Annotated in this window: 28 protein-coding genes and 3 pseudogenes; 20 read left to right on the top strand and 11 right to left on the bottom strand. The window is 64.2% G+C overall.

What is annotated here, in order from left to right:
* Positions 1–957: rep protein (locus H7J06_RS11695; RefSeq protein WP_264039017.1), on the top strand; the 957-nt coding region annotated here is incomplete at its 5' end.
* A 36-nt stretch (positions 958–993) separates the two neighbouring features.
* Here the strand turns inward: H7J06_RS11695 and H7J06_RS11700 are convergent.
* Positions 994–1,161, bottom strand: coding sequence for a hypothetical protein (locus H7J06_RS11700; RefSeq protein ID WP_264039018.1), 168 nt, complete (start codon positions 1,159–1,161; stop codon positions 994–996).
* Positions 1,162–1,182: 21 nt separating this feature from the next.
* The gene (locus tag H7J06_RS11705; protein WP_264039019.1) at positions 1,183–2,001 is read right to left on the bottom strand and encodes an 8-oxoguanine DNA glycosylase OGG fold protein; all 819 of its coding nucleotides are present in this window, start codon (positions 1,999–2,001) and stop codon (positions 1,183–1,185) included.
* 362 nt (positions 2,002–2,363) lie between these two features.
* Between H7J06_RS11705 and H7J06_RS11710 the strand changes: the two genes are divergently transcribed.
* Positions 2,364–3,077, top strand: coding sequence for a hypothetical protein (locus H7J06_RS11710; protein ID WP_264039020.1), 714 nt, complete (start codon positions 2,364–2,366; stop codon positions 3,075–3,077).
* A gap of 42 nt (positions 3,078–3,119) precedes the next feature.
* Here H7J06_RS11710 and H7J06_RS11715 read toward each other — a convergent pair whose 3' ends face one another.
* From H7J06_RS11715 to H7J06_RS11725, 3 genes are read right to left on the bottom strand one after another with little or no spacing between them, the layout of a single operon-like run.
* Positions 3,120–3,599 carry a ubiquitination-like system serine protease family protein gene (locus H7J06_RS11715; RefSeq protein ID WP_264039022.1) on the bottom strand — a complete coding sequence of 160 codons (480 nt, stop codon included), beginning with the start codon at positions 3,597–3,599 and terminating at the stop codon, positions 3,120–3,122.
* Positions 3,599–4,780 (bottom strand): ThiF family adenylyltransferase, encoded by a 1,182-nt coding sequence (locus H7J06_RS11720; protein ID WP_264039023.1) that lies wholly within the window; start codon positions 4,778–4,780, stop codon positions 3,599–3,601. Before H7J06_RS11720 ends, H7J06_RS11715 begins: the two co-directional genes overlap by 1 nt.
* On the bottom strand, positions 4,755–5,426 hold the full coding sequence (locus H7J06_RS11725; protein WP_264039024.1) for a multiubiquitin domain-containing protein: 672 nt from the start codon (positions 5,424–5,426) through the stop codon (positions 4,755–4,757). Before H7J06_RS11725 ends, H7J06_RS11720 begins: the two co-directional genes overlap by 26 nt.
* 112 nt (positions 5,427–5,538) lie before the next feature.
* Here H7J06_RS11725 and H7J06_RS11730 point away from each other — a divergent pair, with 112 nt between their 5' ends.
* On the top strand, positions 5,539–5,865 hold the full coding sequence (locus tag H7J06_RS11730) for a hypothetical protein (RefSeq protein WP_264039025.1): 327 nt from the start codon (positions 5,539–5,541) through the stop codon (positions 5,863–5,865).
* The gene (locus tag H7J06_RS11735; RefSeq protein ID WP_264039026.1) at positions 5,862–6,938 is read left to right on the top strand and encodes an ImmA/IrrE family metallo-endopeptidase; all 1,077 of its coding nucleotides are present in this window, start codon (positions 5,862–5,864) and stop codon (positions 6,936–6,938) included. The genes H7J06_RS11730 and H7J06_RS11735 overlap by 4 nt, the downstream gene beginning before the upstream one ends.
* 784 nt (positions 6,939–7,722) lie before the next feature.
* On the opposite strand, the gene H7J06_RS11740 is transcribed toward H7J06_RS11735, so the two are convergent.
* Together H7J06_RS11740 and H7J06_RS11745 are read right to left on the bottom strand one after the other, a co-directional pair.
* Positions 7,723–8,568, bottom strand: coding sequence for an RNA polymerase sigma factor (locus H7J06_RS11740; protein ID WP_264039027.1), 846 nt, complete (start codon positions 8,566–8,568; stop codon positions 7,723–7,725).
* Between the two features lie 294 nt (positions 8,569–8,862).
* Positions 8,863–9,357 carry a phosphotransferase gene (locus H7J06_RS11745; RefSeq protein WP_264039040.1) on the bottom strand — a complete coding sequence of 165 codons (495 nt, stop codon included), beginning with the start codon at positions 9,355–9,357 and terminating at the stop codon, positions 8,863–8,865.
* Between H7J06_RS11745 and H7J06_RS11750 the strand changes: the two genes are divergently transcribed.
* From H7J06_RS11750 to H7J06_RS32620, 3 genes and pseudogenes are all read left to right on the top strand, one after another.
* Positions 9,316–9,804 carry an NUDIX hydrolase gene (locus H7J06_RS11750; RefSeq protein ID WP_264039045.1) on the top strand — a complete coding sequence of 163 codons (489 nt, stop codon included), beginning with the start codon at positions 9,316–9,318 and terminating at the stop codon, positions 9,802–9,804. The two genes, H7J06_RS11745 and H7J06_RS11750, sit on opposite strands and share 42 nt — an antisense overlap.
* Before the next feature lie 51 nt (positions 9,805–9,855).
* A complete protein-coding gene (locus H7J06_RS11755; RefSeq protein WP_264039041.1) occupies positions 9,856–10,569 on the top strand; it encodes a class I SAM-dependent methyltransferase in 714 nt (237 codons plus the stop codon).
* A gap of 84 nt (positions 10,570–10,653) precedes the next feature.
* Positions 10,654–10,851, top strand: a pseudogene (locus H7J06_RS32620) (NIPSNAP family protein); the annotation flags it as partial.
* Between the two features lie 232 nt (positions 10,852–11,083).
* Here the strand turns inward: H7J06_RS32620 and H7J06_RS11760 are convergent.
* From H7J06_RS11760 to H7J06_RS11770, 3 genes are all read right to left on the bottom strand, one after another.
* A complete protein-coding gene (locus tag H7J06_RS11760; protein ID WP_264039028.1) occupies positions 11,084–11,686 on the bottom strand; it encodes a GNAT family N-acetyltransferase in 603 nt (200 codons plus the stop codon).
* 116 nt (positions 11,687–11,802) lie between these two features.
* Positions 11,803–12,315 (bottom strand): P-loop NTPase family protein, encoded by a 513-nt coding sequence (locus H7J06_RS11765; RefSeq protein WP_264039030.1) that lies wholly within the window; start codon positions 12,313–12,315, stop codon positions 11,803–11,805.
* Positions 12,316–12,455: 140 nt separating this feature from the next.
* Positions 12,456–13,307, bottom strand: a complete 852-nt coding sequence (locus H7J06_RS11770) for a carbon-nitrogen hydrolase family protein (protein ID WP_264039042.1) — start codon at positions 13,305–13,307, stop codon at positions 12,456–12,458.
* 244 nt (positions 13,308–13,551) lie between these two features.
* On the opposite strand from H7J06_RS11770, the gene H7J06_RS11775 reads away from it, so the two are divergent.
* Together H7J06_RS11775 and H7J06_RS11780 are read left to right on the top strand one after the other, a co-directional pair.
* Positions 13,552–14,136, top strand: coding sequence for a recombinase family protein (locus H7J06_RS11775; RefSeq protein ID WP_264039031.1), 585 nt, complete (start codon positions 13,552–13,554; stop codon positions 14,134–14,136).
* A gap of 40 nt (positions 14,137–14,176) precedes the next feature.
* On the top strand, positions 14,177–14,950 hold the full coding sequence (locus H7J06_RS11780; protein WP_264039032.1) for a TIGR02391 family protein: 774 nt from the start codon (positions 14,177–14,179) through the stop codon (positions 14,948–14,950).
* On the opposite strand, the gene H7J06_RS11785 is transcribed toward H7J06_RS11780, so the two are convergent.
* Positions 14,951–15,415 (bottom strand): hypothetical protein, encoded by a 465-nt coding sequence (locus H7J06_RS11785; RefSeq protein WP_264039033.1) that lies wholly within the window; start codon positions 15,413–15,415, stop codon positions 14,951–14,953.
* A gap of 308 nt (positions 15,416–15,723) precedes the next feature.
* On the opposite strand from H7J06_RS11785, the gene H7J06_RS11790 reads away from it, so the two are divergent.
* The 11 genes and pseudogenes from H7J06_RS11790 to H7J06_RS32365 all read left to right on the top strand — a co-directional run.
* The gene (locus tag H7J06_RS11790) at positions 15,724–16,437 is read left to right on the top strand and encodes a translation initiation factor IF-2 N-terminal domain-containing protein (RefSeq protein ID WP_264039044.1); all 714 of its coding nucleotides are present in this window, start codon (positions 15,724–15,726) and stop codon (positions 16,435–16,437) included.
* 84 nt (positions 16,438–16,521) lie between these two features.
* Positions 16,522–20,217, top strand: coding sequence for an N-6 DNA methylase (locus H7J06_RS11795; protein WP_264039034.1), 3,696 nt, complete (start codon positions 16,522–16,524; stop codon positions 20,215–20,217).
* 85 nt (positions 20,218–20,302) lie between these two features.
* Entirely contained in the window at positions 20,303–21,475 is a 1,173-nt protein-coding gene (locus H7J06_RS11800) for an IS30 family transposase (RefSeq protein ID WP_264039035.1), read from the top strand.
* Between the two features lie 32 nt (positions 21,476–21,507).
* On the top strand, positions 21,508–21,855 hold the full coding sequence (locus tag H7J06_RS11805; RefSeq protein ID WP_264039037.1) for a DUF3024 domain-containing protein: 348 nt from the start codon (positions 21,508–21,510) through the stop codon (positions 21,853–21,855).
* Between the two features lie 135 nt (positions 21,856–21,990).
* Positions 21,991–22,298 (top strand): annotated as a pseudogene (locus H7J06_RS11810) (type II toxin-antitoxin system TacA family antitoxin); the annotation flags it as partial.
* Positions 22,295–22,801, top strand: a complete 507-nt coding sequence (locus H7J06_RS11815) for a GNAT family N-acetyltransferase (RefSeq protein ID WP_193601992.1) — start codon at positions 22,295–22,297, stop codon at positions 22,799–22,801. The pseudogene H7J06_RS11810 and the gene H7J06_RS11815, both read left to right, overlap by 4 nt.
* A gap of 500 nt (positions 22,802–23,301) precedes the next feature.
* Complete coding sequence (locus tag H7J06_RS11820; protein ID WP_193601991.1) at positions 23,302–24,108, top strand: ParA family protein; 807 nt, start codon at positions 23,302–23,304, stop codon at positions 24,106–24,108.
* Positions 24,105–24,518, top strand: a complete 414-nt coding sequence (locus tag H7J06_RS32625; RefSeq protein WP_372515288.1) for a hypothetical protein — start codon at positions 24,105–24,107, stop codon at positions 24,516–24,518. Before H7J06_RS11820 ends, H7J06_RS32625 begins: the two co-directional genes overlap by 4 nt.
* A gap of 107 nt (positions 24,519–24,625) precedes the next feature.
* Entirely contained in the window at positions 24,626–25,150 is a 525-nt protein-coding gene (locus H7J06_RS11830; RefSeq protein ID WP_264039038.1) for a hypothetical protein, read from the top strand.
* A 352-nt stretch (positions 25,151–25,502) separates the two neighbouring features.
* Entirely contained in the window at positions 25,503–25,868 is a 366-nt protein-coding gene (locus H7J06_RS11835; RefSeq protein ID WP_264039039.1) for a hypothetical protein, read from the top strand.
* Positions 25,869–26,225: 357 nt separating this feature from the next.
* Positions 26,226–26,463, top strand: a pseudogene (locus H7J06_RS32365) (rep protein); the annotation flags it as partial.

Raw genomic sequence — 26,463 nt, forward strand, 5'->3', positions numbered from 1 at the left:
GTGTCGATCACCGCGGCCACGCTGTTGTCGATCGCCGCGGTGATGGCCGAGCACGCCGACCACGCCACCGGCCGCCACGTCGCCGTCACACGCGCGACGATCGCCGCCCGGGTGGGTTGTGACGTACGCACGGTGACTGCCGCCTGGCGAGTCCTACGGGTCTCCCAGTGGGCCGTCGAGGCACAACGCGGCCACGGCTCACCGGGCACCCCCAGCATCGGCCGGCGACCCTCGGTGTACCACCTGGTGCCGCGCCGCGATCCCCGTCCCGTCACACGCCCGGTTGTGCATGATTTCCACCTACCGCCGCTAGGCGGCGTGAGTTCTTTTTCTCCCGTAGGGAGTTACTCACCAAGCGGGCGCGCAAGCGCACCCGCCAACAGAATCTCCAACAACAAGCACCGACAAGCCCGACCGTGGCACACCACAGCGCGGCCACTGGCCCTCCAACGACTCGCCGCCGGGCTCGCGGCCATCACCTGTGGCCTCGACCGCGCCCACATCGGCGCCATCTGCGACGCACTGACCGCCGCCGGCATCGACCCCGACGTGTGGTCCGCTCGGGCGGTCAACGACAAACTCAACGCCGACATGCGCGTCCGAGGACTGACCTGGCCCGATCACATCGCCAACCCTGGCGCGTTCCTGCACAGCCGATTACGACGGCTGTCCTGGATACCCCCAGAGCCCACGACAAAGGCCGGCGGCTCCGCCGCCGCCAGCCTCGACCAGACGCCCCGACCGGTGGTGCCCACCGAGGCGTCGCGGGCTCGAATCGCTGCCGCCCGCGAAGAGATCCGCCGCATCCTCACCGACAGCACTCAGCGCACCAGCAGCGCGCACATCAGCAGCACGCCCAACGTGCGGTCAGCGCCACCGCGACGACATGCGGTTGATGGCACGACACGAGACACACCTGATGGCCGGGACACGCCACACAGACATCGGGCACCATGACCGGTTGCCAGCCAAGGCTGGCACGACACCCGGCAGCTACACCCCCGAGTCCGGCGTGGCGGGCAACGGCCACCCACGATCAACGGTGGACACGCCGTTACCGACGACGTGCTCTCCGGTGACCAGCCAACGCACCAGTGCGTCGGCCCCTGGCCCGCCGTGATCGATCAGCATGCTCATCAACGCCGACTCCGCTGAGGTCACCCAACCGCCTCGTCGTGGACCTCATCGATGCCACTGGGTGTGTAGAGAGCGTCGTGTTGCGGTGCGCTCCCGCCACCGCCTCACCAACCACATCTCGACCAGTTCCACCGCCACGTCGCCCTGAGTCGCCCATTCACACAACAGCTCGCAGTACCGCAGATACTGCCCCCAGGTGAACCGGGCCGCGACCGGTTCACCCACCCACCCCAGATGAACCAGAGACGTGACTGCCTGCTGATCGAGCAGCTGCGGCCCCACCACTGGCCCCACCCCCGTCGAGGTACGTAGGAGGGGACCGGTGACCGTGGGCGTGACGTGGTGCGTGGCCCACAGGTATAGCGAGACCACAGCAGGGCCGACACCGGGGGTGTGCGCCCAGCCCGACCACCGCCGCCCAGAAGCGGCATCCGGGATCCCCTGCCAGGGGGTGTGTCGGCATGCCGCTAGGGCAGCGGTGACCGCATCCAACTCTCCGCCCGACGATGCGGGGGTGCGGACGTCGGGGAAGCACCGGCGCCGGTCACGATCGGGATGTCCGGACAGCCACGCCGCGGCGCGGTAGAGCATGGCCAGATCGGCTGACCCAGGCCCGGCCGATGTGTCGGCGTCACAGTCGTGGGTGAGGTCGGCGCGGCGTAGATAGCCGACGCCGTGATCGGTTGGTGCGCCGTCGGCGTCGCGCCCGACGATTCGGGTGGGGATTGCATGCCGCGTTAGTCGGGTGTTCCACCAGTCCAGATCCACTCCGGCCATGTCGTCGCACACGCTCACCCCGTAGTCCTGCTCGCGACACCACGCCACGCACTGCGCTGGCACCGTCAGGTCCCCGCCGTCGTCCATCTCCCGATGCTCACACCCGCCACCGACACACCCGAAGACTTCGGGCACATTGGCACAAGGATGCAACCGGCGTCGGGTCGCGTCGCGTTGGGAGTCCGCATCGGTCGGTTACCCCGTTACCTCTCGTCGCCTCCCACCACCGCTCACCACCTCATACGCGTCGATACCGACCGCCCCAACCCGTCCTCACTTACGTGATCCCTCGCCTGCCCAACCGCTGCCGTCGATCCCCGTCCACGCCACCGACCGTTTCAAGCCCACCGCCGAACCACACACCTCTTGCATTCAGGTCGCGAAATCATCACATACCGTCCCAGACGAAATATAATGACGACACACCTAAAGGACGGAAAGAGGCGGGCGTGGACGGCACGAACACCGACGACGACCCGGTGGCTCTGGCCGCCAGGACCGACACCACCCGGACCTGTCCGCGGTGCGGAACGGTCTTCGACATGCCCGACCGCGGTCGGGGTCGGCGCCCGGTGTGGTGCTCGGGGGCGTGCCGCCGGTTGGCCTCAGCCGAGCGGGTCGCGGCCCGCAACGCCGGGTCGGCAGTCACGGTGGTGGAGGTGCCGCGGGCGCATCGCCCCGAGCCCGATGCCCGGCTGCCGATCCCGTCGATGGGCACCCTGGCCCGGTTGTTCTTGAGCTCCCCGGTGCAGTGTCGGCAGCTGCTGGACACCCTGGTTCACCGCTATACCCACGACACCCTGCACGCCGAACTGCGCGCCGATATGGAGGCCTTCGCCGTCTCGATCGCCGGCCAGCACGCCCTGGCCCAGGACCCTGCCTACCGGGCCGCCCACGACGACGTCGCACGGCTGCGCCGCCACCTCCAAGGAGAGGCCGACCGCGCCGAAGATCGTCGCCGCGAACTGGCCACCCTGCGCGCCGAACTCTCGACCAAGACCGCCGTCATCGCCCACCTGCGCGCCGAGAACCGCACCGCCGTTCCCGTGCTGGAGACCGTCGACGGCGGCACGCGCGACGCCCCATGGGGTGGTGATCCGGGTGTGCGGATGAGTCGCCAACAGCGCCGCGCTGCCGCCCGCGCTGCACACAAGAACGAGTAGCGACAACGCTGTCCGCGGTCTCGGCACGCCCATCCGGGATGCTCAGCAGCGGCCCCTGATCGCGGCGATGAGACCCTTGATTGCCGCGGCGACCCGCTGCCGGACGTGGCCGTGTCCGCCGGCAGGATTGGTGTCGACTCCCGGGGTGCCGCGGGGTGGGATTGGGGTGTCGAACAGTTCGTCGCGGGCTGTCTTGGCCCGCCGATCGCGGTGGCGTCCGGCGGCGATGTCCGCGTCGCTCATGGAGGGCATCCAGCGCACTTGCCCGCGTCGGATGACGTAATGGGATCGGCAGTGAAAATTCCAGTTGCCGATCGAGGGGGACAGGCTCACGGTCTCACCGTCGAAGGTGATGGCGTAATCGGTCGGGTCGAGTGCGGACGCGACCTTCGTTCCGCATCCGCAGGCGCACAGATGCATCACCGTGGTGTACGGCAAGGACACGTAGAGGACGCCGTCGTCGAGCTCGGCGGGGATGAAATCGACGAACTCGTGGGTGAAGCGATCCGTGGGCGGCGCCATCACTGGTCCTCGTTGGTGATGTCGTTGCCGTCGCTGGCGTAGATGCTGAAGTGCTCACCTTCGAGGTCGGCGTAGATGCCGACGTAGCGCTTCCACCGGTTGACCGCCAGGGCAGCGTTGAGTGCGTTCATGTCGACGATTTGCACGTTCTGGCCGTAGAGATCGTCGGCGCCGACGGAGGTGGGGAGCCGCTTGCGGTCGTCCCAGAGGTGATCTCGGTGGCCGGGAAGGCTGCTGGTGATACGGACCTGTCCGCCGATGCCGCCCTCGGCCAGGTACAGACCCATCCCGACGTCGATGAAGGCGACGTCCGCGGCCTCCAGCCCCTTGGCGATGACGGCGCGGCTGGCGTTGTCGTCGATGGCAAGGAAGACGAAGTCCATGGCGGTCAGCTCGTCGACGTTGTTCTCGTCGACGGGGACGGGGTGGGGGATCACGCCGAGACGGAACGTGGAGTACTGCTGGGCAAAGTAGTCGACCTTCATCGGCTTGGCAGTGACCACCTCCAGCGGGATCGCCCCGGGATAGCGGAACGCGTTGTGCTGCATGAGCCGGTCACCGTCGTAGAGGTGAAGCTCGGCCACCGGAGACTTGGCGACCATGTCCAAGAGGTAGGCACCCGTGCCGCCGAGGCCGATGATCGCGACGCGGTGACCCTCAACCTTGGCGTTGATCGCGGTGATGCCGACGCGTGAGGATGCGGTGTCGACGTAAAGGAAGGGGCTGCCTTCCTCGGTGTCGGGCCGCACCGCCGGGAAGGTCTGCGCCGTGACCGTCTCGTCGACGGTGCGGGCGTGCTTGGAGAGCACCGCGACGTAGGTGGTGATCAGCTCGTAGTAGTCGACGTAGCCCGCCGTTGGCTTGTTGGACAGCACGTGATCGACGACGACTCCGGGCAGAGGTTCCTGCTGAGCGGTGGCATTGATGACGCGCTGCAACGGACTGCCGTCGGCGTCGTGGGGGGTGGGACCGGCCAGGAAAATCGTGTGATCACCTTGGTAGTCGGCGACGTCGCCGCTGAGGGTGAGAGCCTTCACCAGCGTCCCGAACACAATGCCCTTGCCAGCGTCAAGGTAGGGCACGGCGCGCACCATCAGGAAGCCCGACTGGACCTCGATGTCGTAGCCGTCGGCGCGCAGCCGACCCAAGTCGGGACTACGACTTATCAGTTGCTGTGACATTGAAGATCATCCCCTCGCGCACCTCGACGTCGTGTCCGGCCAGCAGGCTGCGCTTGGGATCGGCGGACGGACCCTTGCGGTACTGCACCGTGTACTCCGGGTTCGGGCCCGGCGGGGTCGGATAGGCCAGCGCCACGACCGCGTCGAACGAGATAGACCCGGCCGCCACGGTGTGACGCGTCGCGTTGACCACGATGTGCACGTCATGACGCACGCGACGCAGCTCGAGCTCCAACGTGCCGTGGCCGCGCCGGGTCAGCGTCCCGATGTGCCGATCCGGGTCGACGATCGCGCCGGAGCCGCGGTCGATCAGTTCGACGTCGGCGATCTTGCCAAGCTGCAGGTGCTCCACGCCCCAGGTGATGATGCGGGCGCAGCGCAGCGACGGCGCGAAGCGGTGGTGAGCGTGGCGACCCTCGGCGACCAGGTTCACCTCCACTTTCCGATGCGGACCGCGGTGCACGTGATGACCATGTCCGAGGCCGGCCTCGACCACAGTGATGTCGAGCTCCAGGGGAACGTCGACCTCCGCCAGCCACACAAGGTCGCCGTCGTGACCGACGACGAGCTCGCGGACCAGGACGGTCTCGGCAATCTCGATGATCTGCGGTGACGTGGTGTCGGGATCGTGCACGAACAGCTGCATGGCTGTCCCTTCCGGCGCGTTGCGGCCAAGTCGCCGACGTGCCCTTGATATGATGAACCCATCTGGTACACAAGAAATGATACACCCAATAGGTTAAGGATTCCACGACGACATGAACGTGATGTTCGGCGATGAGGATTCCGCCCGGCTGTACGGCTCGTCGGCGGCGCTGACGGCCCGCTTCGGGCCGCAGGGCGCACGTGCGATCAGCTGCCATCTCGCACAGTTGGATGCCGCCCACGACCTGGCCGAGCTCTGTGCGCTACCCGGAATTCAGACCTACCGCGGGGACGAAGGACAAGTTCTGACCTTCCGCGCAGCGAATCTGACCATCACCGGCAACGTCGAAGCGGCCTCGCCCCGCACCGTCGATGCCTGGACCTTCGTCATCGCCGACATCACCGTCGGCGTCCGTACCTCTGAAAGGAGTGCTCGGTGACCGCAGCCGCACGGTTTCCCTACGCACCAGATCACGCCACACCGCCGGGAGAAACGTTGCGGCAGGTACTCGAGGACCTGCACCTCACCCAGCTCGACCTGGCCCATAGAACCGGTCTGTCCACCAAACACGTCAACCAAGTCATCCAAGGCAGCGCCCCACTGACCCAGGAGACGGCATTGAGCCTCGAACGCGTCACCGGTGTGCCAGCCGGCTTCTGGAACCGACTCGAAGCCCGGTACCGGGAACTGACCTTGCGCAGCCAAGCAATCGAGCTCGACGGCGAGCACCTCACCTGGTTGCGAGATCTCCCAGTAACCGCTCTCCAGTACCGCGGTTACCTCCCCACCACCAGTGATCGACGAGAGCTCTACCACGCCGCCTTGGCCTTCTTCGGCGTCGCCAACCTGGCCGCGTGGCGCCGCATATGGAGTCGCCCAGTGGCCTCGTTCAAGCGGGCGAACACATTCACCAGCCACGCCGAATCGGTGGCGTCGTGGATTCGGATTGGCGAACTGAGCGCGCAGCATCTCAGCGCTGAACCCTTCGACAAGGACGGGTTCCGCACCGCGCTTCACCACGCCCGCTCACTCACCCGGACGGCCGACTTCCTGCACGAACTGCAAGGGCTATGCGCTCCCCAAGGTGTCCTCGTCGTCTATGTCGCAGAGATCGACAAATGCCGCATCAGCGGAGCCACCTGGTGGTCCAGTCCCACAAGAGCGGTCATCGCTCTCAGTGACCGCTACAAGACCGAAGATCAGTTTTGGTTTTCGTTCTTCCACGAGGCCGGACACGTTCTCCTGCACTCGAAAAAGGAAACCTTTATCGACGACGGCTCCGAAGACGACGACATCGAAGACGCGGCCAACCGATTCGCGGCCAACACCCTCATACCGCCGCGGGAGCAACAACATCTCGCCTCACTGACCACGACCGCCGACGTGGAGGCCTTCTCCAAACGCATCGGTGTCAGCGAAGGGATCGTCGTCGGACAGCTCCAACACCGCGGCCTGTGGGAATGGCGAAAAGGCAACGGGCTCAAACGCCGCTTCGAGTTGTTGGCCACCTAAGGCCGCTGCCAACTCTCAGCCAGAGAAACCAAGGGCCGCCGGCCGTCCTCTCCTTAGACCCCTCAGGGCCAGCGCGCGACAAACTACTACTGCCGAGTGCCGAGGTTAGATCTTCATCGTCTTACCGCAGTTACCGCAGTTGATGAGTCCGTGCTTCGTGACTTGAACATTCACGAACGTGAATCGGCAGTACGGACAGGTGATGGTGGGTACCGACCTGGACATGACGAGCCTCCTAGTGGCGTAAATCCTCTATGTGTAAACGGTTTTCGAGTCGCTGTCGTGTGGTAGTGCAATCACACTGGGGGGTTAGGTCACCCGCGTTCGGTGACCGTGGTGTTGGGGTGGCGCGCAGCCGTGGAAGCCTTGACGAACTTCCCCGTGATTGCACTGCGATGATGAGTGCCGCTGCTGTGGTTCGCGCCGTGTTCGGTGACCGTGGTGCGCGGATTGCGTGCAGCCGTAGCGGTTTTGACGTAACGGCCGGTGGCCGCGTTGCGATGATGTCCTCTTGCCATGGGTTGCTATTTCCTTTCCGGTGTTCGGGCCGGTGTTGACCCAGACACCGTTCTCTTAAGTGCGCGAGGGGTGTAGATCCCTGACTGATTACCGGGTCTCGGTTTGAGGGGGATTACGTTGACTGCCGCGATGCGCTCGGCAACGGCTCGGACCACCTTGTCGCCCTCGCGGACCGGGATACTGCGTCGGGCCTTGCGGGCTGCGTGGGTGCCTAGTGACCCACGTTCGATGAGGCCCGCGATGCGTGAAGTGGAGTCGCGTGAAGTCAGGATGTCCTCCTTAGGTGATTTTTGCGTTGATAGGCGATGAGGTTCTCGACTTGCTTGGCGTCGGTTAGGCCGAGTTGTTCGGCGATCTGTCGGTAGGTGTCGCCCTGGGCGTGCAGGAGCAGCGCCTTGACGGCTCGGTCGGTGCTGATTCGGCCGAGTGTGGTGTTTAGTTCGTCGCGGCCGATCACGGTGCGTTCGACACCGTCGACTGGAGTGGGCGAGTCGGGGAGCAGATCTCCGGCAGGGATGGTCGTATTGGTAATACGTGCGATCTCGGCGCGCAATGCTGCGCGGTACCGGTTAGCGAACCGGTACAAGCATTGACCTATGAAGAATGTGCCCAGGCTGGCGCCGCGGCTGGACTGCCAGCCGCCGCCGGGCAGCACTTTCTGTTGAAAGTGGAACAGTGCGTCGATGACGGTGTCGACAGCAAGGTCGTAAGCCGTCTCATCGTCAGGCCAACTGTCCAGTGGCCGAGGGAGCCCGAACGTCGTGAGGGCCTTGACGCGGTTGTAAACCACGCCACGGATGATCCAGCTGTGCAGGACGCCTACTCCGTAGCGGGCCATCTCGCGAGCGAAGCGCTCCCAAGGATCACCAGCGAAATTATTGAGCTGTAGTTCCAGCAGTGCTTCCTCATCGGCGGCGAGCCGTTCGAGACGTTTTCTGTCGGCGGTGAGCTTGGCGTCGTCACCGCCGAGCCACTGCTCAACGAGTCCACGATCAGTGTCGCTTACGGTGTGGTCCTCCAGCGGAACCTGATGGTGGAGTTGTATGTCATCGCCGGATTCCCGGCGCGCGCGATCGACGGGGGTGCCGGGGGGCCGGTGCCGTCGATCCATTGGGCTACATCTCCGGGTGAGGCGAGCAAGAGACAACCGATCCCTGCGGTTGTCGCTTCCTCTTAAGTCCGCGGCCGGTCGCTACCCCTGAAAATTCACGAAAGATCTTTTACAGGGGTCGCGAACAGGTAAAACAGCACCACCATTGTGCTCCGCTACTACGACACTTCCGCTGTCATGGGACTACGGGCCCACCGAACGCAACTTAGGCGCCTGGTCAAAGCGCGTCTCATTTGCAGATCGGAGGTCTTGTCTCACGCGACGACAATCGGAGCCCTGGACCGCAACGCAGCGTCAGATGGAATGGGCAGTGATGCGTTCCAGTGTTCGGCGGCCCATGTGACTGAAGGCGGGATTGCTGTCGACGTAGTACCAGACCGCACCCATCGCTTGTTGGAACGCCCACGCCTTGCCGCGTTCCCATTCCTCGTCGCCTGTGCCGAGCTGGTTACGCATGACTTGGCGTGACCCGGCCTCGAGAAGATGCCAGGCACTGACGAGGTCCAGTGCTGGATCAGCTGGAGCTAGCCCACCGACGTCGAGCACGCCGGTAAGGCGCCCGTGGTCCACGAGCAAGTTGCCGGGCAGCAGATCGCCGTGGTTCATCACATCCGGGCTGTCTCCCCGGGGAAGCTCCCGCATCGTTGCCCACAAGCGGCGCAACAACTTGACGTCCAACAAGCCCTCACTTTGAATGAGGCATTCTTGGATCCATTCATCGTGGTCGGCTAGAACTCCACCGCGCCCGTGGCCGCTATACCGCCGTCCGCGAGTATCAATACGGCGCACGCCAGTGATGAACTCGGCCAAATCGGTTGCAAAGGAATCGGACTCGCAGGGATCAGCATCGATGGCTACCGTGCGAACCTCGCTCAGGCACTGGCCCGCGAATTACACGAGGAGACCGGCCTGGTGCTCACCGACGCCCATACGCCCTGGCTTGTGTGGATTCAAACCGTCGAGTTCCCTGAGATGAACGAGCAAGGTTATGCCGGCATCGCTAACTACTTCTTTCTGCTGCACATCGACACTTTCGAGCCGACGAGCGGCGTCCCGGTGGGTGCGGCCGGCCACCCTGACGGGGAGGGGATTCTCGACCAGCGCTGGTGGTCTATCACCGAGATCGAGTCTGCCCACTCCCAAGGTGTGCTGTTCTCGCCACGGGCCTTGCCGACCCTCCTCCGCGCGGCCCTAACCAACGATCCGCGCGCAGCCCCAATCAACATTGGGCTCTAGAGAGTTGCTGTCTCAAGGATGAAGCCCTGCGCTGGGTAGGATTATCAGTTGGTGGAGGCGGACTGGAACGGCATTGCGGACTGGTATGCCGAGTTGGTTCGTGGCGGGTCGGCAATGCATCAGTTCTCGCGGGACATTCTGCTCAACGCTCTGCCGGACATGCCCGGTCTCGATGTCCTTGATATGGGGTGTGGTGAGGGCATCGTCAGCCGGGCGCTGGCGACAGCTGGAGCACGCGTGGTGGGCATTGATCCCACTCGCACGCTGATTGCCCACGCCGAGGCAGCAGAACGCGCCCGCCCAGTTGGAGTGGCCTACCGCGTCGACGACGGAACCACGCTGGCCACCGTGGCCGACGAGTCCGTCGACGGAGTCACTGCCGCCTTATCACTGAACAACATCGCCGACCTTGATGCTGCCTTTGAATCGATCCGAAGAGTGTTGCGCCGCAATGGGTTTATTACTTTCACGGTGCCGCACCCCTGCTTTGACGCACCCGGCACCGAGACAATCTCGACGTCGAGTGGGATGCGGCGTGTCGCCGGGGATTACTTCGCCGAAGGGCACTGGCGATCGGCGCACCCGCACAGCGTTCGCCGAGCCGGCAACTACCACCGCACCATCTCGACCTACCTCACCGCACTGTTGGACCACGGATTTGAACTCCGAAGCTGCGCAGAGCCGAAACCCACCGACGCCGTACGCGCCGAGGCGCCGCATCGGTTGGGACTGCCACCGTTTCTGCTGATCAGCGCAGTTCGGTGACCAGGTGTGCTGGATAGATGCCAGGAGTCGCTGGCCCCGGGCAGCACAGTGGCCGCCAGATACGGTCGGTAGATGATCTACAGGATGCGGATCTATCGCGCTGTCACGGACAACTTGCCGCTCTTCCATGAGTTCTTTCGCACCCATCTTCTACCGGTGCAGCTGCGCCACGGTGCTCGACTGGTCGGTCGATGGGAGACCGAAGACAGCAGAGTTGTCGCGGTGTGGGAGTACGACGATCGCGAAGCGTACGAACGGGTGCAGGCGGCGGTGGTCGCTGATCCCGCAAGTCGACATGCGCAAGAGGTACGGCAAGGGCTGCCGCCGCTATTCACCGAAAAGGACGAGGTCTTCATGAAGTTGGCGCCGGAGCGGTGCGGGGGGGCCAGCGAAGCCCCACTGTCTCATTACTCGAAATTCGAGACGCCCCACATTCTGTCTCGGATTTTGGGCCGAAGTCGGTGCCGCTGGGAGGCGACGATGTCCCGCCCTGCAGCAGCGTCGTCGACTGCGGTCAGACCACCTGAGCGTCAGGGACTTCGTGTGCCAACACGGCATGCCGATGCATGTCGTGCCAGCCGTCAGCGTGTAACGCCGCCTCCCGCCGGGTGCCCTCCTCGTGGAACCCGGCCTTGATGGCCACTCGACACGACGCCACATTCGCCACTGAATGACCCAACGAGATCCGGTGGAACCCGCCTTCGCGAAAAGCCCACTGACACAATGTAAGTACGGCTTGTGAACACAGGCCGCGACCGCGCCACGCGGGCACCATCCAGTACGCCATACCCGCCGAACCGTCGTTGAGATTGACTCCCTTGAGCGACATACGGCCCATCAAGGAGTCGCTGGCGTGATCGACCAACGCCCAATTCAACTCCGCCTCCTGAGCCCAGCCAGCCTGATAGCCGGTGATCCACTGCCGCGCCTCATCGACTGAAGTGAAGCGCCGCACATGCCAACGTTGGATCTCTGGATCCTCGAAAGCCTGCATAACGGCCTTGGCGTCAGAAAGCTGCCAGGGCCGCAGCACGGCGGTCGTTCCGGTTGGGATCGATGGTTGCGGCGACCGGCTCAACGACCCGGCAACCATCGCTGGCGGAACCAAACTCGGCACACTCAGCATCATTTCATCTGGGACTGCCGACGACTAGCAACTAGGCAGCACGATGACCCCTGCTGTGGGTATCAGAAGAATCGACACGGCTCAGATTCTGCCTTGCTGATCAGCGACTATGCGCTCCAGTGGACGGCGGTCGTAATCCGGTCGACGATCGCGGCGGGGCTCTGGTCGGCACCGATGGTGTGCTCCTCGCAGCCGGGCAGGACATCGTGCTCGCGCCACCACTGCCGAAGCTCTCGCTCTCCGAAATCAGTACAGCCCTTGCTGTTGTGGCGCCGCAGCGTTTCCTCGAACGGTAGATCAAATCGAAAGAACCCGGTGGTGCCGCGATGATCAGCGGCCAATGAGTGCAACATTGGTCCGTAGATGTCGCTGCGCAAGATGCCGTCCAATACGACGTGTTTACCGTGATCGAGGGCGAACCTTGTAACCAGATCAATTAGGCCCACCGCCGGAGTGCCACGGCCGTCGTCAACGCCAAGCACCTCCCGGCGCAGGACGCCTTGGCTGACAACAGCCAGGTCGTGGCGATCCCGCAGCATTTGGGCGATGAATGTCTTACCCGATCCGCTGCTGCCTCGTAGGACGACGAGCACCGTGCGCTCCGACCCGATACCAGACACTCGAAAATCAAACCAACAACCCGCGCGGAGACAAAGCGTCACCGCTGGTGTCGTGCATGAGACAGGCCTGGCGCTTCGCGCCATGGGATGACGAGGCGATGCATCCGGCGGCGGTCAGTGTTGTTGTCCCAGCTAGCCGGTCAGTCCGAGCGCGGAAGTAGGCTCGCCTGCCCGGTGGTAGAGCACCGGGAAATTGAGGCGTACTGGTGGTGGACGGCCGGGTTCGTGTGACCGTCCCAGCCACGTGGATCGAACGGACGTGAGTGGGTGTCGATGGTGGAGGCGACAAGCCCAACCTCATGGGGATTGGCCGCGCAGAGCAGTGCGCCGTCGGGGTCGACGATTCGGCTGCTGCCCAACGCCGCGCGTCCGTGCTGTCGTCCGGCAATATCGGCGATGACCACAGACACCGTGTTGTCGACCGCCCGTGCTACGGGAAGCGTTTCACTTCTGGTCCGTAACCGGTTGTCCAGCGGTGCGTTTCGAAGATGGCCGCTGTTGGTGGGAACGAGAATGACCGCCGCTCCCTTACTGGCAAGGATCCGCGCCGGCTCGACGTACCAGAGATCGTTGCAGATCATGATGCCCACGACGGTGCCACGGAAGGCGATGACCGGCAGTTCCGTCCCGGCGCGGATGACGGTCCGGTAGCCCGGATAGACCTTGCGATAGACAAGCTGTACGGCACCATCAGCGAGGAAGGCCGCCGAGTTGTGCAGCTGGCCGTCGTCGGCGTGCTCGGTGAAGCCGACGACGGTGGCCACCGGCGAGGACGTCAACGGCGCGAGCAGTCGGCGAAGTTCTTCCACGCTGACAGCGACATCGTGAGGAATCTGGCCGTCAGACTCGTGCGCGAGTCCGCCGAGAATTGCCTCTGGACAGCACAAGAGGTCGACGCCGATGCGTTCGCACTCGGTGAGTTGCTCCCTAATCAGCTCCACAGCGTCCATTGACCCGAACGGCAGATATGGACCCTGATACGCAGCGACCATCACCCATTGCAGTGTTCCACCCGTTGGGCCGGGCTACGTCCGACCGGGGTGTCGGCGCGGCGTCGCCCCTAGGCGAGTTGTTTGATTCCTACAAGTCGTCCGTGCGTCTCGCATGTAGAGAAACGAGACACCCTCCGGGGCACCACTCCCCCATTGCGTAATGCCAGGTCGTGGTGTCTCATATCTTGTCTCACACCGCGTGTCTCAGATCCTCGATGTCGGAGGGCAATGAGACGGTGGTGATGTGACAACGATTCTCGGGTATGCCCGCGTGAGCACCGCGGGCCAAGACCTCGACGCGCAGCTTGCCGTACTCGCCTGCCAGAGCGTCGAGGCCGGTCAAATTTTCACCGACAAGCTTTCTGGCGCGGTCAATACCGACCGGCCTGGCCTAGCAGCCCTACTGCACTACGCCCGCGAGGGCGACACCGTAGTGGTCACCGCCATCGATCGACTCGGCCGCTCCGTCGCCGAAGTTACCCGTACCATCGCCGAACTCGGTGAACGTCGAATCCTGTTGCGCGCTATACGGGAAGGCATAGATACCGGCACGCCGACAGGCCGCGCGGTGGCCGCCATCATGGCGACCTTGGCCGAGCTTGAGCTTGAGCTCGGGAGAGAGCGCCGTGCCGCATCGCGTCAGTCCCGGCAGGTTCGAAGCTTGCCGGCCACCAAACCGCACAAGCTCAGTGCAGACCGCCAAGAACAACTGCGACGCCTGGCAGCGACCGGCGAGCCAGTCGGCGCGCTTGCTGCCGCCTTTGGGATTGGTCGGGCGACCGCTTACCGGTATATCGCCAATCATGAAGCGATGCAACGTAATGCCTGAGCCAGTATGGAGTCCTGGCGTCTTGGCTGGGGTGGCACAGGTGCTCGCGGACACCCAAGACGGCCTTAAAGGGAGCGAGATTGGACAGCTACTAGAACGACTCGAGATTGAAGACCCCGGTGCTGGCATCACGAAGTGGAAGCGATTGGAGGAGGCTTTCGTACGCCGACAGAACCAGGATGGTCATCCCCAGCGAATCATTACTTTCATTCGGCGCGTCATGGAGCCGTCAAAATATGTCCACAGGCCCGAGTTGTTCACGCTGCGGCAAGACCAGCTCAACGAGGTCTTGACCTTCGTCGGTCTTCGCGTCGACGAGAAAGGTGTGGTGCGGCGGGGTGCTCAATCGTCCACTCTGGACGAGGCATCTCGCAACGCCACCTCATTGCGGGCCGAGCTACGCAGACGAGACACCCACGACGAGGTACTCCGCTACTGCACCGTCGAACTCCTCAAAAAGAATAATTTTCACGCCTCATTAGAAGCGACGAAGAGCGTGTTCGGGCGCGTTCGACAGATGTCAGGTCTCGGCGGCGACGGAGCCACACTGATCGATGCAGCACTGTCCCTTGGGAAATCAGGCGAGCCAGTTATTGCAATCAACGATTTAGCCTCGCAGACCGATCGAGACGAACAAGCCGGGTTCGCCAATCTCATCAAGGGCTTGGCTGGCATGTTCAGAAATCCGGTAGCTCACGATCCTCGGGTGCTACGAACAGTGACCGACACCCAGCTCCTTGAATTGGTGACCTCGCTGTCGATGGTGCATCGCCGACTCGACGCCGCGACGATCAACCGTCAGTCGACGAGCTGATCAACTGGCCGCAGAACTCCCGCACAGCAACCACCGTAGGTATCGCCCGGCGTCTGATTCCCAGGCCTTTCGTCGGTCCACGGTGCCCGTGAATTCGTCGAACGCTTCGGGAAAGATGCCTTCCTGCAACGCTTCCAGCTGAATCAACTGATCGTCGTCGGGAACGGATTCGGTCATCGGAGGTGGCAGACGGAACCACAAGCAGCGGCCCTGCCTGCCGGGCCACCTCGGGTCGACGTATTGGGTGACTTCTGCGAGGTCCAGGCCGCCGAACTGATTGCCGTAGTAGTCGACCTCAGCGAGGAAGGGATCGTCGTAGGGACATTGATCGACGATCTGTACCCGGTGAGCCCGCGCTAGGGATCGCACCGCCCGGTGCGCACTCACGCGATGGCTGCGCGGCTCCCCAAAAGCGACCAGATCGAGAAGATCGATTGTGTACCAACGCCATCGCGCACGCAGCACCGTGCACTCCTCCAGGAAGTGGCGGGGAAACAGATCTGACAGCGCACCAATGTCGTAGCAGTCGGATTCTCCGCGTGACCACAGCGCACCCAGTATCCGCCGTTGGAGCGCTCCCGGTCCGCGTGACACTCCACGATTCTAAGTGTTGCCTAGAGCCGTTTAAGTGTTGCCAAAAACCACAACTCGTCGGAGGACAAGACCAAAATTAGTGCTGGCCCACACCGTTGCACCGGTGCGGGCCAGCGAAATTGTCCCCGCGTCTGAAGTCAGGAACATTGATGAGATTAGACCCTCCGCCCAAGCACGCAATGCGTGTCCACGAACTCGCCAAAGAACTGGGGTGGCCCCCCAGCCAGCTCGTCGATGAGCTGCGCAGTCGTGGCGAGTGGGTGACGTCGGCCATGAGCACTTTGGAGGCCCCAGTCGTGCGGGCCGTTCGCCGCGACTTCGCCGCCGCCATCCCCAAGGCCGATCCCGAAGAAACTCTGCAACCAGCCCTATACGGCGACTCCGCCGACCTGGACGCCATCACCGACATGCCCGACGAGACGTTCGCCGAGGCCCTCGCGCGGATCAAATCTGAACCCCCACGCCGCCAGATGCAGGCCTCGTCCAAGGAGAACCGGTGGCGTCCGCCGGTGCTGCAGGCGCTGCTCGACGAGGTCATCTCACAGCGTCCCGAACATCTCAGCCAACCGAGCAATGGGCACTTCGGGTGGGAGATGAAGAAGGCCGAGCAGTGGCACGTGCAGTGGGCCAAGGCGTGCCTCAACGGTCTCGCCGATGAGGACCCCGTCGCCATCGAATGGATCCGGCTCAGCGGTGGGCAGCGACCCCACCTGGCCGTAGAGCTTTCCCGCGCGGACATCACCCCGGATGAGGCAGGTCTGCGGCTGGGCTACAACGGGCGCATCGATCCACGGATGGACACGCTTTACGCCCGGTTCCGCGATCGGCGCATCAGCCGCTCGGAGGTGATCGTCGCGGTGCGGCAATGGCGTCAGAACAACGCCGCCGGCTGATTCACTGACACTCAGGGTTAGTCGCCACACCCGTCCGCGAGTTGAGTTCGGCTCTGACCAGCACCCCTTGTAGCGTTGCCGAACATGGCGACTGCGGGGGGTGGGGCGCGCGGCGCCTTAATGGACCGCCTGATCAACAAGAGCGATGCGGTCCGCAGTGAGGCCACCATTCAGTCCGATGTCCGGATGGTGCTCATGGACCCCGAACTGGGCCTGGCCGAACAGGACCTGGACGTCGACCTGGAGACTCCTGCGGGTCATGGTCGCCGTATCGACGTCGAGGTGGGCTGCACCGTCATCGAGGTCAAGCGTTCGCTGGCCGCGCCGGCAGCACTCGCCGCGGCGCGCCAACAGCTCGCCGGCTACGTGACGACGCGATCATCGGAGATGGGCCAACGCTACGTCGGCATCCTCACCGACGGCCGACTATGGCTGGCCTACCACGAAGTAGACGGCGAGCTGCGCGAAGCCACTCAGATTTTCACCACCCCGGGGGACGCCGGCGCCGAGGAACTGCTGCGCTGGCTCGAAGGGGTGCTGGCCACCCGCCGGGCGATACTCCCGACCCCCATCGAGATCGCCGAGCGTCTCGGCGCGACGAGTTCCTCGCATGCTTTGGACTACTCGACGTTGGCCGCGATCTACACCGTCGGCAAGGATCTGCCGACGGTGCGGCTGAAGCGTGAGCTGTGGGTCAAGCTGCTGCGCGGCGCCTTGGGCACGCAGTTCACCGACAGCGACGAGTTGTTCCTTGAACACACCCTCCTGGTCAACTCCGCCGAGATCATCGCCCACCTCGTCCTGGGATTGCAGGCCGAGGAACTTGCACCGGCGACGCTGCTTTCCGGAGATCAGTTCGCCGTCGCCGGTCTGCACGGGGTCGTCGACCGAGATTTCTTCGACTGGGTGCTCGAAGTCCCCGGTGGTGAGGGCTACGTCGCCTCGCTGGCGCGTCGACTGTCCCGCTTCGACTGGTCCGCCGTCGAGCACGACGTCCTCAAGGTGCTCTACGAGTCGGTGATATCGGCCCAAACCCGCAAAGCACTCGGCGAGTACTACACCCCGGACTGGCTTGCCAATCGCGTTGTCTCGCAGACCGTTACCGATCCGCTCAATCAGCGGGTCCTCGATCCCAGCTGCGGCTCGGGAACATTCCTGTTCTACGCGGTGCGCCGCTTTCTGGCCGCCGCCGACGCCTCCGGGGTCAGCCTGGCCGACGCCATGGCGCAAGTGTCTTCGCAGGTCATCGGCATCGACTTGCACCCGGTCGCCGTCGCGCTGGCGCGGGTCACCTATCTGCTGGCGCTGGGCCGCGATCGGCTCAACGCCCGCGAACGAGGCAGCCTGTCGGTGCCGGTCTACCTCGGTGACTCGTTGGGCTGGGACCAGCGCGACGATCTGCTCACCGTGGACTATTTAGTAATCCCCACCGATACCGGAGACCAGCTGCTGTCCGGGGAACTGCGCTTCGCCGATCACCTCCTGGCCAACAGCGCCAGCTTCGACGATCTGGTGCAAGCACTCGTCGACGAGTCCGGCCGGGCTGCGGGCAAGAAGACCACCCGCCTCAGCGAGGGCACGGTGCGTCGGTTGGCGCTCGATGCCGCCGACCTGCCCGACCTCAACGCCAACTTCGTCCGGCTCAAAGAGCTGCACGAAGCCGGCCGCAACCACATCTGGAGCTACTACATCCGCAACGCCGCCCGGCCCGCTTGGTTGGGACGTGACGAGAACCGCGTCGACGTCCTCGTCGGCAATCCCCCGTGGCTGTCCTACCGGTACATGACCGCTGCCATGCAACAACGTTTTAAATCCCTGGCCACCGACCGGGGTTTCTGGCACAACGAGACAACCGCCACCCATCAAGACCTCGCCGGGCTGTTCATCGCCCGCGCCGTCGAACGCTATCTCAAGACCGGCGGCAGCTTCGCGTTCGTCGTGCCGAACTCCGTGGTCGACCGCGAATACTGGGCCGGATTCCGGCGCGGCCAGTTCGACGGCGCCCACGTCGCCTTCACCCCCAGCTGGGATCTGCGCCGCATCCGCCCCCACCTGTTTCCTCGAAGCTCCGCAGTCGTCTTCGGAACCCGCAGCGCCACGGCCAGGCCGATGCCTACCACGGCGCTGGTGTGGACCGGCCGCGCACCGCACCGCCACGCCCACGTCGAGACCGCAACCCAACTCCGCCAACACCTTGGTGAACTCAGCGTGGGGTCCGAAGACGACGAACGCTCCCCCTACGCACCCAAATTTAGTCAGGGAGCCAATCTTGTTCCGAGACTCATGTTTCGCGTCGAAGGCTCCCCCACCACTGGGCTCGGTGTTCCTGTCGGCCGCCTCGCGGTGCAGTCCAAACGCTCCGCCACCGAGAAGCAGCCTTGGAAGGGTCTGCCCGCCTTGACCGGCATCGTGGAGTCGGAGTTCGTCTGGTCCACCCTTCTCGGTGAACAGATCGTGCCATTCCATGCGCACGACCCCGAACAGTTCGTTCTCCCGCTCACTCGCGCCGGCGAAGTCCTTGATGGCGAGAATCCGAAGATCGACGCCTACCCCGGTCTCGCGACCTGGACACGTGCAGCTGAAGCCCTCTGGACTGACCACGGCGTGTCAAAGATGACCTTGGGCGAGCAGATTGACCACATGCGCAAGCTCACCCAGCAGCTGCCCGTCCCACCGATCCGCGTGGTCTACACCAAATCCGGCATGCACGTCGCCGCCGCCTTGATAACCGATCGCGCGTCCGTCATCGACCACAAGTTGTATTGGGCCGCGGTATCGACCCAGACCGAAGGCCACTACCTGGTCGGAATCTTGAATGCCCCCAGCCTTACGGAGTTGGTCCGGCCTCTCATGTCGTACGGCAAAGACGAGCGTGACATCGACAAAGCGGTCTGGAGATTGCCGATACCCACCTATGACTCCGACGATCCAATCCATACCGAAATTGCCCAATTGGCAGGCGAATTGGGGGAAGAGATCAGCGCAATGTCCTTCCGATCGGAGAACTTCGTCACCATCCGTCGCGACATCCGCAGACACCTCACCACCAGCCCCTCCGGCCAACGACTCGACTCACTAGTTGGCGCGTTACTCGGCGTTGCGGAGGATGATCCCGAACTTCCCACCGTTGACCTGGCCTTCCCCACCCCCACCACAACACGGCTCATCCGAACCACCAATACCCAGCCGCCGACCGCAGCTGCCGTCGAGATCGACGTGGACTGCGAATTCGACAGCGACGGAAAGGTGTATCTGTGGGGGGCACTTCTCAGCACACCGACCACTGAACCAACCTTCTACACCTTCGGCTCACCCGCGCCTGACTTCGACGAATACGCCTTAGCTACCGAGTTTCTCGTCTGGATCTCCGAGCAACTCACCACCGGCGACGACACCGCCGCGTCCTGGTTCCACTACGGCTCAACCGAACCCCGGCAACTGCACCGCATCCTCGGTTCAGCCGCTCACGACGTCCTCGCCCGTGGCATTGACATCCTCACCGACACCATCCGGCCTAACTTTTACGGTCCCGTCGGATACAGCCTCAAACAACTCGCCCCCGCTGCCGGCGCGCACTGGCGCACCGACGGCGCCACTGGCGCCGACACCTACGCCTGGCTCGACACGGCCCGGGCCGGAGACGCCATCTCGTGGAACATGCTCGCCGAATACAATGAGGACGATGTCCGCGCCTTGCGTGCACTCCGCGTAGCGGTTAAGGATCTCGATCTCCCTGGGGCAGTCTTGGACCTCGAATCATCCGCTGAAGTTCAGGGCTGAGGCGGGGCGTCCCGAAAACCTTGGCGATCTCAGCCGGTCAGTGCATCACCCCAGGTAATCGATGATGTGATGCGTGGAGGCGGCGATGGGTGTGGGTCCGATCGGTTTCAGTGTCGAGCAGCAGAACCTGATGTGGTCGATGCGCCGCGCGGGTGAGTCGACCCGGGAGATGGAGCGCACGCTGGGAGAGACGATGCCCCGCATTCGACGGTTCCTGCGCCAATCTGGTGGTATCGCGCCGATCCCGCGGCATCGCCGGGCCGATCATCTGATGTTGGCCGATCGTGAGGAGATCTCACGTGGGATCGCCTCCGGCTTGTCGGCACGGTCGATCGCCGGGCGCATCAATCGGACGCCGTCGACGGTGTCGCGGGAGATCGCCCGCAACGGCGGCCGCGATGCCTACCGTGCCCTGGAGGCGGAACTGGCCGCGTTCCAGCGGGCCCGGCGCCCAAAGGACAGCAAGCTGGCCACCAACACCGCGCTGCGGGAGGTGGTGGCCGCCAAGCTGGACCAGGACTGGTCACCCCAGCAGATCTCGCAATGGCTGCGACGAGAACATCCCGAGGACCTCTCGATGCGCGTCTCGCATGAGTCGATCTACCGCGACGTGTACACGCCATCGCGGAAAGTATTTCCCGCCAGCATGTTTCACCGTCTACGAACCGGCAGCCCGATCCGCCGACCGCGGGGCAAGAAGCCCTCACACGGACGCGGACGAATCCGCAACATGGTCTCCATCCACGACCGGCCGACGGAGGCCGACGACCGTGAGGTGGCCGGGCACTGGGAGGGAGACCTCGTCTTTGGGAGCCGGCCGTCGGCGGTGGCGACGTTGGTGGATCGCGCCACCCGCTTCACCATCGTGGTGGCGCTGCCCGACGGATACAAAGCCGACGTGGTCGCCGAGGCCCTGATCGAGCGCATGGGGCGACTACCGCTGTCTCTGCGACGATCCTTGACCTGGGACCGCGGCCGGGAGATGGCCGAGCACGCCGTGATCACCGCAGCCCTGTCCATGCCGGTCTTCTTCTGCGACCCACACCATCCTTGGCAGCGCGGCACCAATGAAAACACCAACCGACTGCTCCGCCAGTACCTCCACAAGAACGCCGACCTGCGTAGCTTCACCCAGGACGACCTCGACACCATCGCCGCGAAGCTCAACCACCGCCCACGCCGGGTCCTCGACTGGGCCACCCCGGCCGAAGTGCTCACCGACGTCCTGTCCCAGCCGGTGGTGTCTACGTCTGCCTAGCCGATGAGGTGCTGGGCTGCGATCATGACCCCATGGCCGCCCGCGGACTCCCCGAGCTCGACGTGGCCCGCGTTCAACGCTGGTGCGCTAGCCGAGCCCCCGAACACGTCCGACATGAGATCCGCGTTGAATGCGACGTCGCAGCAAGGCATCTGACCATTTGCGAGTGCCGACCACCCTGGCGCGAGGACTTCGGCCCCGACTGGACCCGGTTCCCGATCGCACGGCTGCACTACACCAAGACCAGCGGGCTGTGGGCGCTGTATTGGCGCGACCGCAACCTCAAGTACCACCGCTATGACCGGCTGAAGCCCAGTCCGCAGGTCCAGGACCTCCTCGACTACCTCGACAGCCACGCCGACCCCATCTTCTGGGGATGACCACCGACTAACCTGGCCCCAGCGATGCGCTGACCGGTTGAGCGCAAGTTCGTTATCGGGACGGGGTCTGTCGCAATCGTGCCGCGATAGAGGTATCCAGTAACCCCCCGTCCCAGCGAGATAGCTGATCAATACGCGTTGACTTGTACGCCCAATAGGCACACAATAGGTAGATGGCTACTAAAACGGAACGTTTCGCCGTGCGCCTGACCGCTGAGCAGGACGCGCTGATTCGTCGTGCCGCGGAGGTGGAGGGGACCGATCTGACCAACTTCGCGGTGACCGCGACGCTGGCCCATGCCCATGACGTGCTTGCCGATCGCCGGCTGTTCATGCTCGACGCCCCGGCGTGGTCGGAGTTCGTCTCGGTGCTGGACCGGCCGGTGTCGCACAAGCCGCGGCTGGAGAAGTTGTTCGCGGAGCCTTCGATCTTCGACGAGTGAGCGGTTACAGCGCGCCGCGGCCGATCAGCGCAGACGACGAGGTAGTCGACTTCGACAGCGGCGAGCCCAGCCTGGACGACTACCTCAAGGGCCGGGCGCTGGCCAACCACGTTGAGGGCGCCTCACGGTGCTTCGTCACCTGCCGCGAGGGTCGCGTGGTCGGGTTCTACGCGCTGGCCTCGGCGGCGGTGGAGCGTGCTGATACGCCGGGACGGGTACGGCGCAACATGCCCGACCCGGTGCCAGTGATCCTGTTGTCGCGGCTGGCGATCGACGCCAAGAACCAGGGCCAGGGCCTGGGTGCGCAGCTGCTGCGCGATGCGATCACCCGCGCCGTGGCCGCCGCGGAGATCATCGGCGTGCGGGCGCTGCTGGTGCACGCCCTGCATGAGCAGGCTCGCGCGTTCTACGCCCACTTCGACTTCGAGCCCTCACCGACCGACCCGCTGCACCTGCTGCTGCTAATCAAAGACGCCCGCGCGCTGCTTGGCCCAGCGAGGTGATCGGAATGCCTCGACACCGCGAGCCACGTCCTATCCGCCGGCACTCAACACGCAGTGCCACTCCCCCGCCGTTCCAGAAACCTGGAGGCATCACACCTCTGACCTCCTGATCAGGAGCTGCGCGCCTTCTCGGGATGTGGAGCTACGACTTTTAATCCGCAGGTACCAAGCTGGTCGGGCACGACCCGGCACGGTCTGGAGCTGCCGGGAATCGAACCCCGGGGCCCGCGCGGAGCCACTGACTCTTAATCAGCGGGTCCGGGCTTGGGAAGCCCTGACAGCGCGCCGCCGACCGCAGGCGAAAATCAAACCAGGAACCTGCCGATTAACGGTCGCTCCCCCATGATGTCGGCGATCTCGTTGCCCCGAGCAGGTGTCGCGCCACGTGAACGGAGCGCGTCTCTTTCCAGCGTCAGCCAGGCGCGCATTGACATGCATGTTTACTTACATGTAAGTCTACATGTAGACATGTTTGTAACTAAACTTGTATAGTTGCATCTATGAATGTTCCCACCGATGGACAGTGCGAAATCGTGGCGGTGGCGCTGCAAAAGGGAGGTGTGGGAAAGACCACCACGACGATCAATCTTGGTGCCAGCCTCGCCGCGATGGGGTTCCGCGTCCTCCTGATCGACATGGATCAGCAGGCCCACAGCACCAAGGGTCTCGGCGTCGACCTCGGCGCCGACGATGCGTCGATGTACGAGGTGCTGCATCCAGACAGGGCGATGCGGGTTCCGCTGCAAAAGGTCATCAGGTCGAGCGAGTTCGGCATCGACGTCGCACCTGGCCATCTCGCGCTCAAGGAGCTGGAGCGGACGGGGCTCGGTTCAGGCGGTCAGCTGCGGCTAGCCCGCCAGCTCGACGACCTCGAGGGCTATGACTTCGTGCTGATGGACTGCCCGCCGGCATTGGGGGAGTTGACGACGGCGGCACTGGCGGCCGCCGATTACGTGTTGGCGGTCCTGAAGGCCGGCCCTGACGAAATCGACGGCCTGGTTGAGCTGGGCAACGCCGTTCTGGATGTCCAAGAGACGCTCAATCCTGACGTGGAAATCCGTTACGTGCTGCTAGCCGACTTCGACGGCAACCCGAAGGCCAGTAAGGACGTGCGCAGGCAGTTACGCACCGATTGGGGGGAGTGGTCCGCAGGCGGGGCGTACCTGGGTGAAATCCCGCATACCGTGCGGGTGGTGGAGGCCAAGGGGAAGCGCATCCCGGTCCAGGTGCATGCCCCCACCTGCACGGCAGCAGTGGCATACCGAGAGATCGCCGAACGGATCGTGGCGAGGCGGCAAGCAGCATGAACGCCGCATCGAAACCCAGTGGCTTGGAGGTGGGCTCCACCAGGCCCTTGTCTCGCGCAGAGCGCCGGGCACAGGCCGCCCGGGTCCAACCCGAACAAACTCCTGCGGCACCGGCAGCAGAGGCCACATCGCCGCAACCGGACGATGAAAATCCGCCGCCCCTACCCGCGTCGGCGACACCGACACCGAACCAGGACCAGGAGTCGGCAGAGCTGGCAGTGCGGTTGAAGCCCCGGCAACGCAAGGCGAAGAACCCGTTCGCGACGCAGCTGCACTCAGGAACGTTGGCGCGACTGGAATGGATCAAAGCGCGCGGATACGTCATCACCGACACCGTGGACGATGCGATCAACACCTACCTGGACGGCGCGGGCATCCCCAGGCCAGACCACAACGACCGCATGCCGTGATCAGGTGAGGCGTCAGGACCCTTCCTCAGCCCGCAATTGTGGTGAACGTGCTGGTAGCAGCTGTTCACCCTTAAGGACTGCACGGTAGGTAACTACCGTTTCTGCCCATGCACATCTACGTCGATGAGACCAAGCAGCGCGGCTACCTGCTCGTGGCTAGCGTCCACGTCTCGACGGATCTCACTGGACTGCGCCAGATGGTGCGTGGCCTGCTCCTGCCTGGGCAGCGCTACCTGCACATGAAGGACGAGAAAGACGGCCGCAAACGCACCATCGCTCAGGCCTTCGTCGATGCCGGCGTGCAAGCCACCGTCTACCGCGCTGGTCCTCAACACCGCAACGAGCGCCAACGACGGTCAGCATGTCTACAAGCCCTCGTTGACGACCACGCCGGGCTGGGCGAGGCGCACATCATCCTCGACGAGGACGAAACCATGGTGAAGTTCGACAACCAGAAGCTCATCGAATACACCCGTGCAGCCGGCTGTCGAGACACCCTGCGCTACGAGCACCAACGGTCCCACGCCGAGGCCCTGCTCGCCGTCCCCGACGCGATCGCCTGGTGCTGGGCGAAAGGCGGTCCCTGGCGCACTCTGATCGGTCCAGCGGTCACGGCCACCCGCGACGTCTGACCAGGCCCGAGAAAGCGCAAAGCCCGAGCGCCACGGTCGTCCGGCCGGGTCTCGGGCTCACTTCCTGAAGCTCAACGCAACAGGCACCACGAATAATACGGGCACAAACATCCGTCTGACAACAATCAGCGCTTTCGAAGCAGTCGCGTCCCAAAGCGCAATTTGAACCAGCCGCCACAAAAGCAGCCATTTTTGGCCCATCCGAAACGAACAAAGCGGCCCGAATCGGTTCCGTCCAACGCTGTTCTAGAAACAGGCCTGGCACCTAGGCGTGTCGCGCGTTTCCAAAACGGGTTTCGATGCAAGGGTGTGCAGTATGGCTCGCCCAAGCAAAGGTGACCGTGCAGCGCACATGGTCAAAACCCATCCGGCCGTCACCCAGCGCCTCGTCGAGAAAGCCGCCGCCGCGGGCTCCTCTTCGGCGACGCAGTATGTCGCGGACGTACTCGCCCTGTATGCCGGACTGCCTCAGCATGTCCGCGAACTCAACAGCTGCTCAGCGCTAACCGTCCCGCGCGCACTCCAGGCGCTTCGTGGCGATGTCTACGGGCGGATCATGGTCCGCCCGCATCGGGAGGTTTCTGAACGCCTCACAGCACAAGCACCCGGTCACAAAGTGCCGCCGCACATTGCCGACATCCTCTCCGTACACGTCGGGCTGCCCGAACACGCCCGCACCCTCGACCACGGCGAGGAGGTCTTGCCGCTGGCGATGTGACGACACCAGCGCCAGGCCTCAAATCTTGTCGACGACAAGGCCTTGGCAGATGTGACATCTGAATAGCTGGTGTGCGGACTACCCCGCTGACATGACGAAGGCCTCGCCGTAGCGAGGCCCTGTCGAGGTTTTGAAGCGAGTTAGCAGCTCGGTTCTGGGTCCGCACCCATTTCCCCGAAGGGACTGTCTTTGCCGGACAGCTCTCACGGTAGCGCACGCCTCGAAGCTGCACCAGATTCGCCGCGCGATCAGTGCGCAAACCGTGACCTCTCCATCGCCCGAACACATCGGGCGAGCCGTGCGTGGCCGACGCCGCTCGGCTCATTTGTAGCTCCTGCTGCTCCCAGCCCGCACGTCGTGCGCGCACTGGCCAACGAGCGACGCCGCGAATGGGTGCAGCGCGCCGGGGCGTGTGCACCGCGCGCGCCGATGTGGACCAGTCGCGCCGGCTGGCTTGACAGTCTGCGCGACTGGGCTCACTCACCGGCCTTGGGTCAGCTGTGCGCCGAGGAACGGGTGTCGATCACCGCGGCCACGCTGTTGTCGATCGCCGCGGTGATGGCCGAGCACGCCGACCACGCCACCGGCCGCCACG

It is taken from the genome of Mycolicibacterium hodleri (assembly GCF_025822245.1).
GTDB classification, from domain to species: domain Bacteria; phylum Actinomycetota; class Actinomycetes; order Mycobacteriales; family Mycobacteriaceae; genus Mycobacterium; species Mycobacterium hodleri.

Excerpts from the sequence above, each read along its gene's own strand:
- H7J06_RS11830 (WP_264039038.1), top strand. The coding sequence starts at position 24,626 with ATGCACATCTACGTCGATGAGACCAAGCAGCGCGGCTACCTGCTCGTG.
- H7J06_RS11795 (WP_264039034.1), top strand. The coding sequence starts at position 16,522 with ATGGCGACTGCGGGGGGTGGGGCGCGCGGCGCCTTAATGGACCGCCTG.
- H7J06_RS11770 (WP_264039042.1), bottom strand. The coding sequence starts at position 13,307 with ATGGTCGCTGCGTATCAGGGTCCATATCTGCCGTTCGGGTCAATGGAC.
- H7J06_RS11790 (WP_264039044.1), top strand. The coding sequence starts at position 15,724 with ATGCGTGTCCACGAACTCGCCAAAGAACTGGGGTGGCCCCCCAGCCAG.
- H7J06_RS11740 (WP_264039027.1), bottom strand. The coding sequence starts at position 8,568 with ATGGATCGACGGCACCGGCCCCCCGGCACCCCCGTCGATCGCGCGCGC.
- H7J06_RS11820 (WP_193601991.1), top strand. The coding sequence starts at position 23,302 with ATGAATGTTCCCACCGATGGACAGTGCGAAATCGTGGCGGTGGCGCTG.
- H7J06_RS11725 (WP_264039024.1), bottom strand. The coding sequence starts at position 5,426 with ATGCAGCTGTTCGTGCACGATCCCGACACCACGTCACCGCAGATCATC.
- H7J06_RS32625 (WP_372515288.1), top strand. The coding sequence starts at position 24,105 with ATGAACGCCGCATCGAAACCCAGTGGCTTGGAGGTGGGCTCCACCAGG.
- H7J06_RS11835 (WP_264039039.1), top strand. The coding sequence starts at position 25,503 with ATGGTCAAAACCCATCCGGCCGTCACCCAGCGCCTCGTCGAGAAAGCC.
- H7J06_RS11805 (WP_264039037.1), top strand. The coding sequence starts at position 21,508 with ATGGCCGCCCGCGGACTCCCCGAGCTCGACGTGGCCCGCGTTCAACGC.
- H7J06_RS11720 (WP_264039023.1), bottom strand. The coding sequence starts at position 4,780 with ATGTCACAGCAACTGATAAGTCGTAGTCCCGACTTGGGTCGGCTGCGC.
- H7J06_RS11715 (WP_264039022.1), bottom strand. The coding sequence starts at position 3,599 with ATGGCGCCGCCCACGGATCGCTTCACCCACGAGTTCGTCGATTTCATC.
- H7J06_RS11705 (WP_264039019.1), bottom strand. The coding sequence starts at position 2,001 with ATGGACGACGGCGGGGACCTGACGGTGCCAGCGCAGTGCGTGGCGTGG.
- H7J06_RS11800 (WP_264039035.1), top strand. The coding sequence starts at position 20,303 with ATGGGTGTGGGTCCGATCGGTTTCAGTGTCGAGCAGCAGAACCTGATG.
- H7J06_RS11730 (WP_264039025.1), top strand. The coding sequence starts at position 5,539 with ATGAACGTGATGTTCGGCGATGAGGATTCCGCCCGGCTGTACGGCTCG.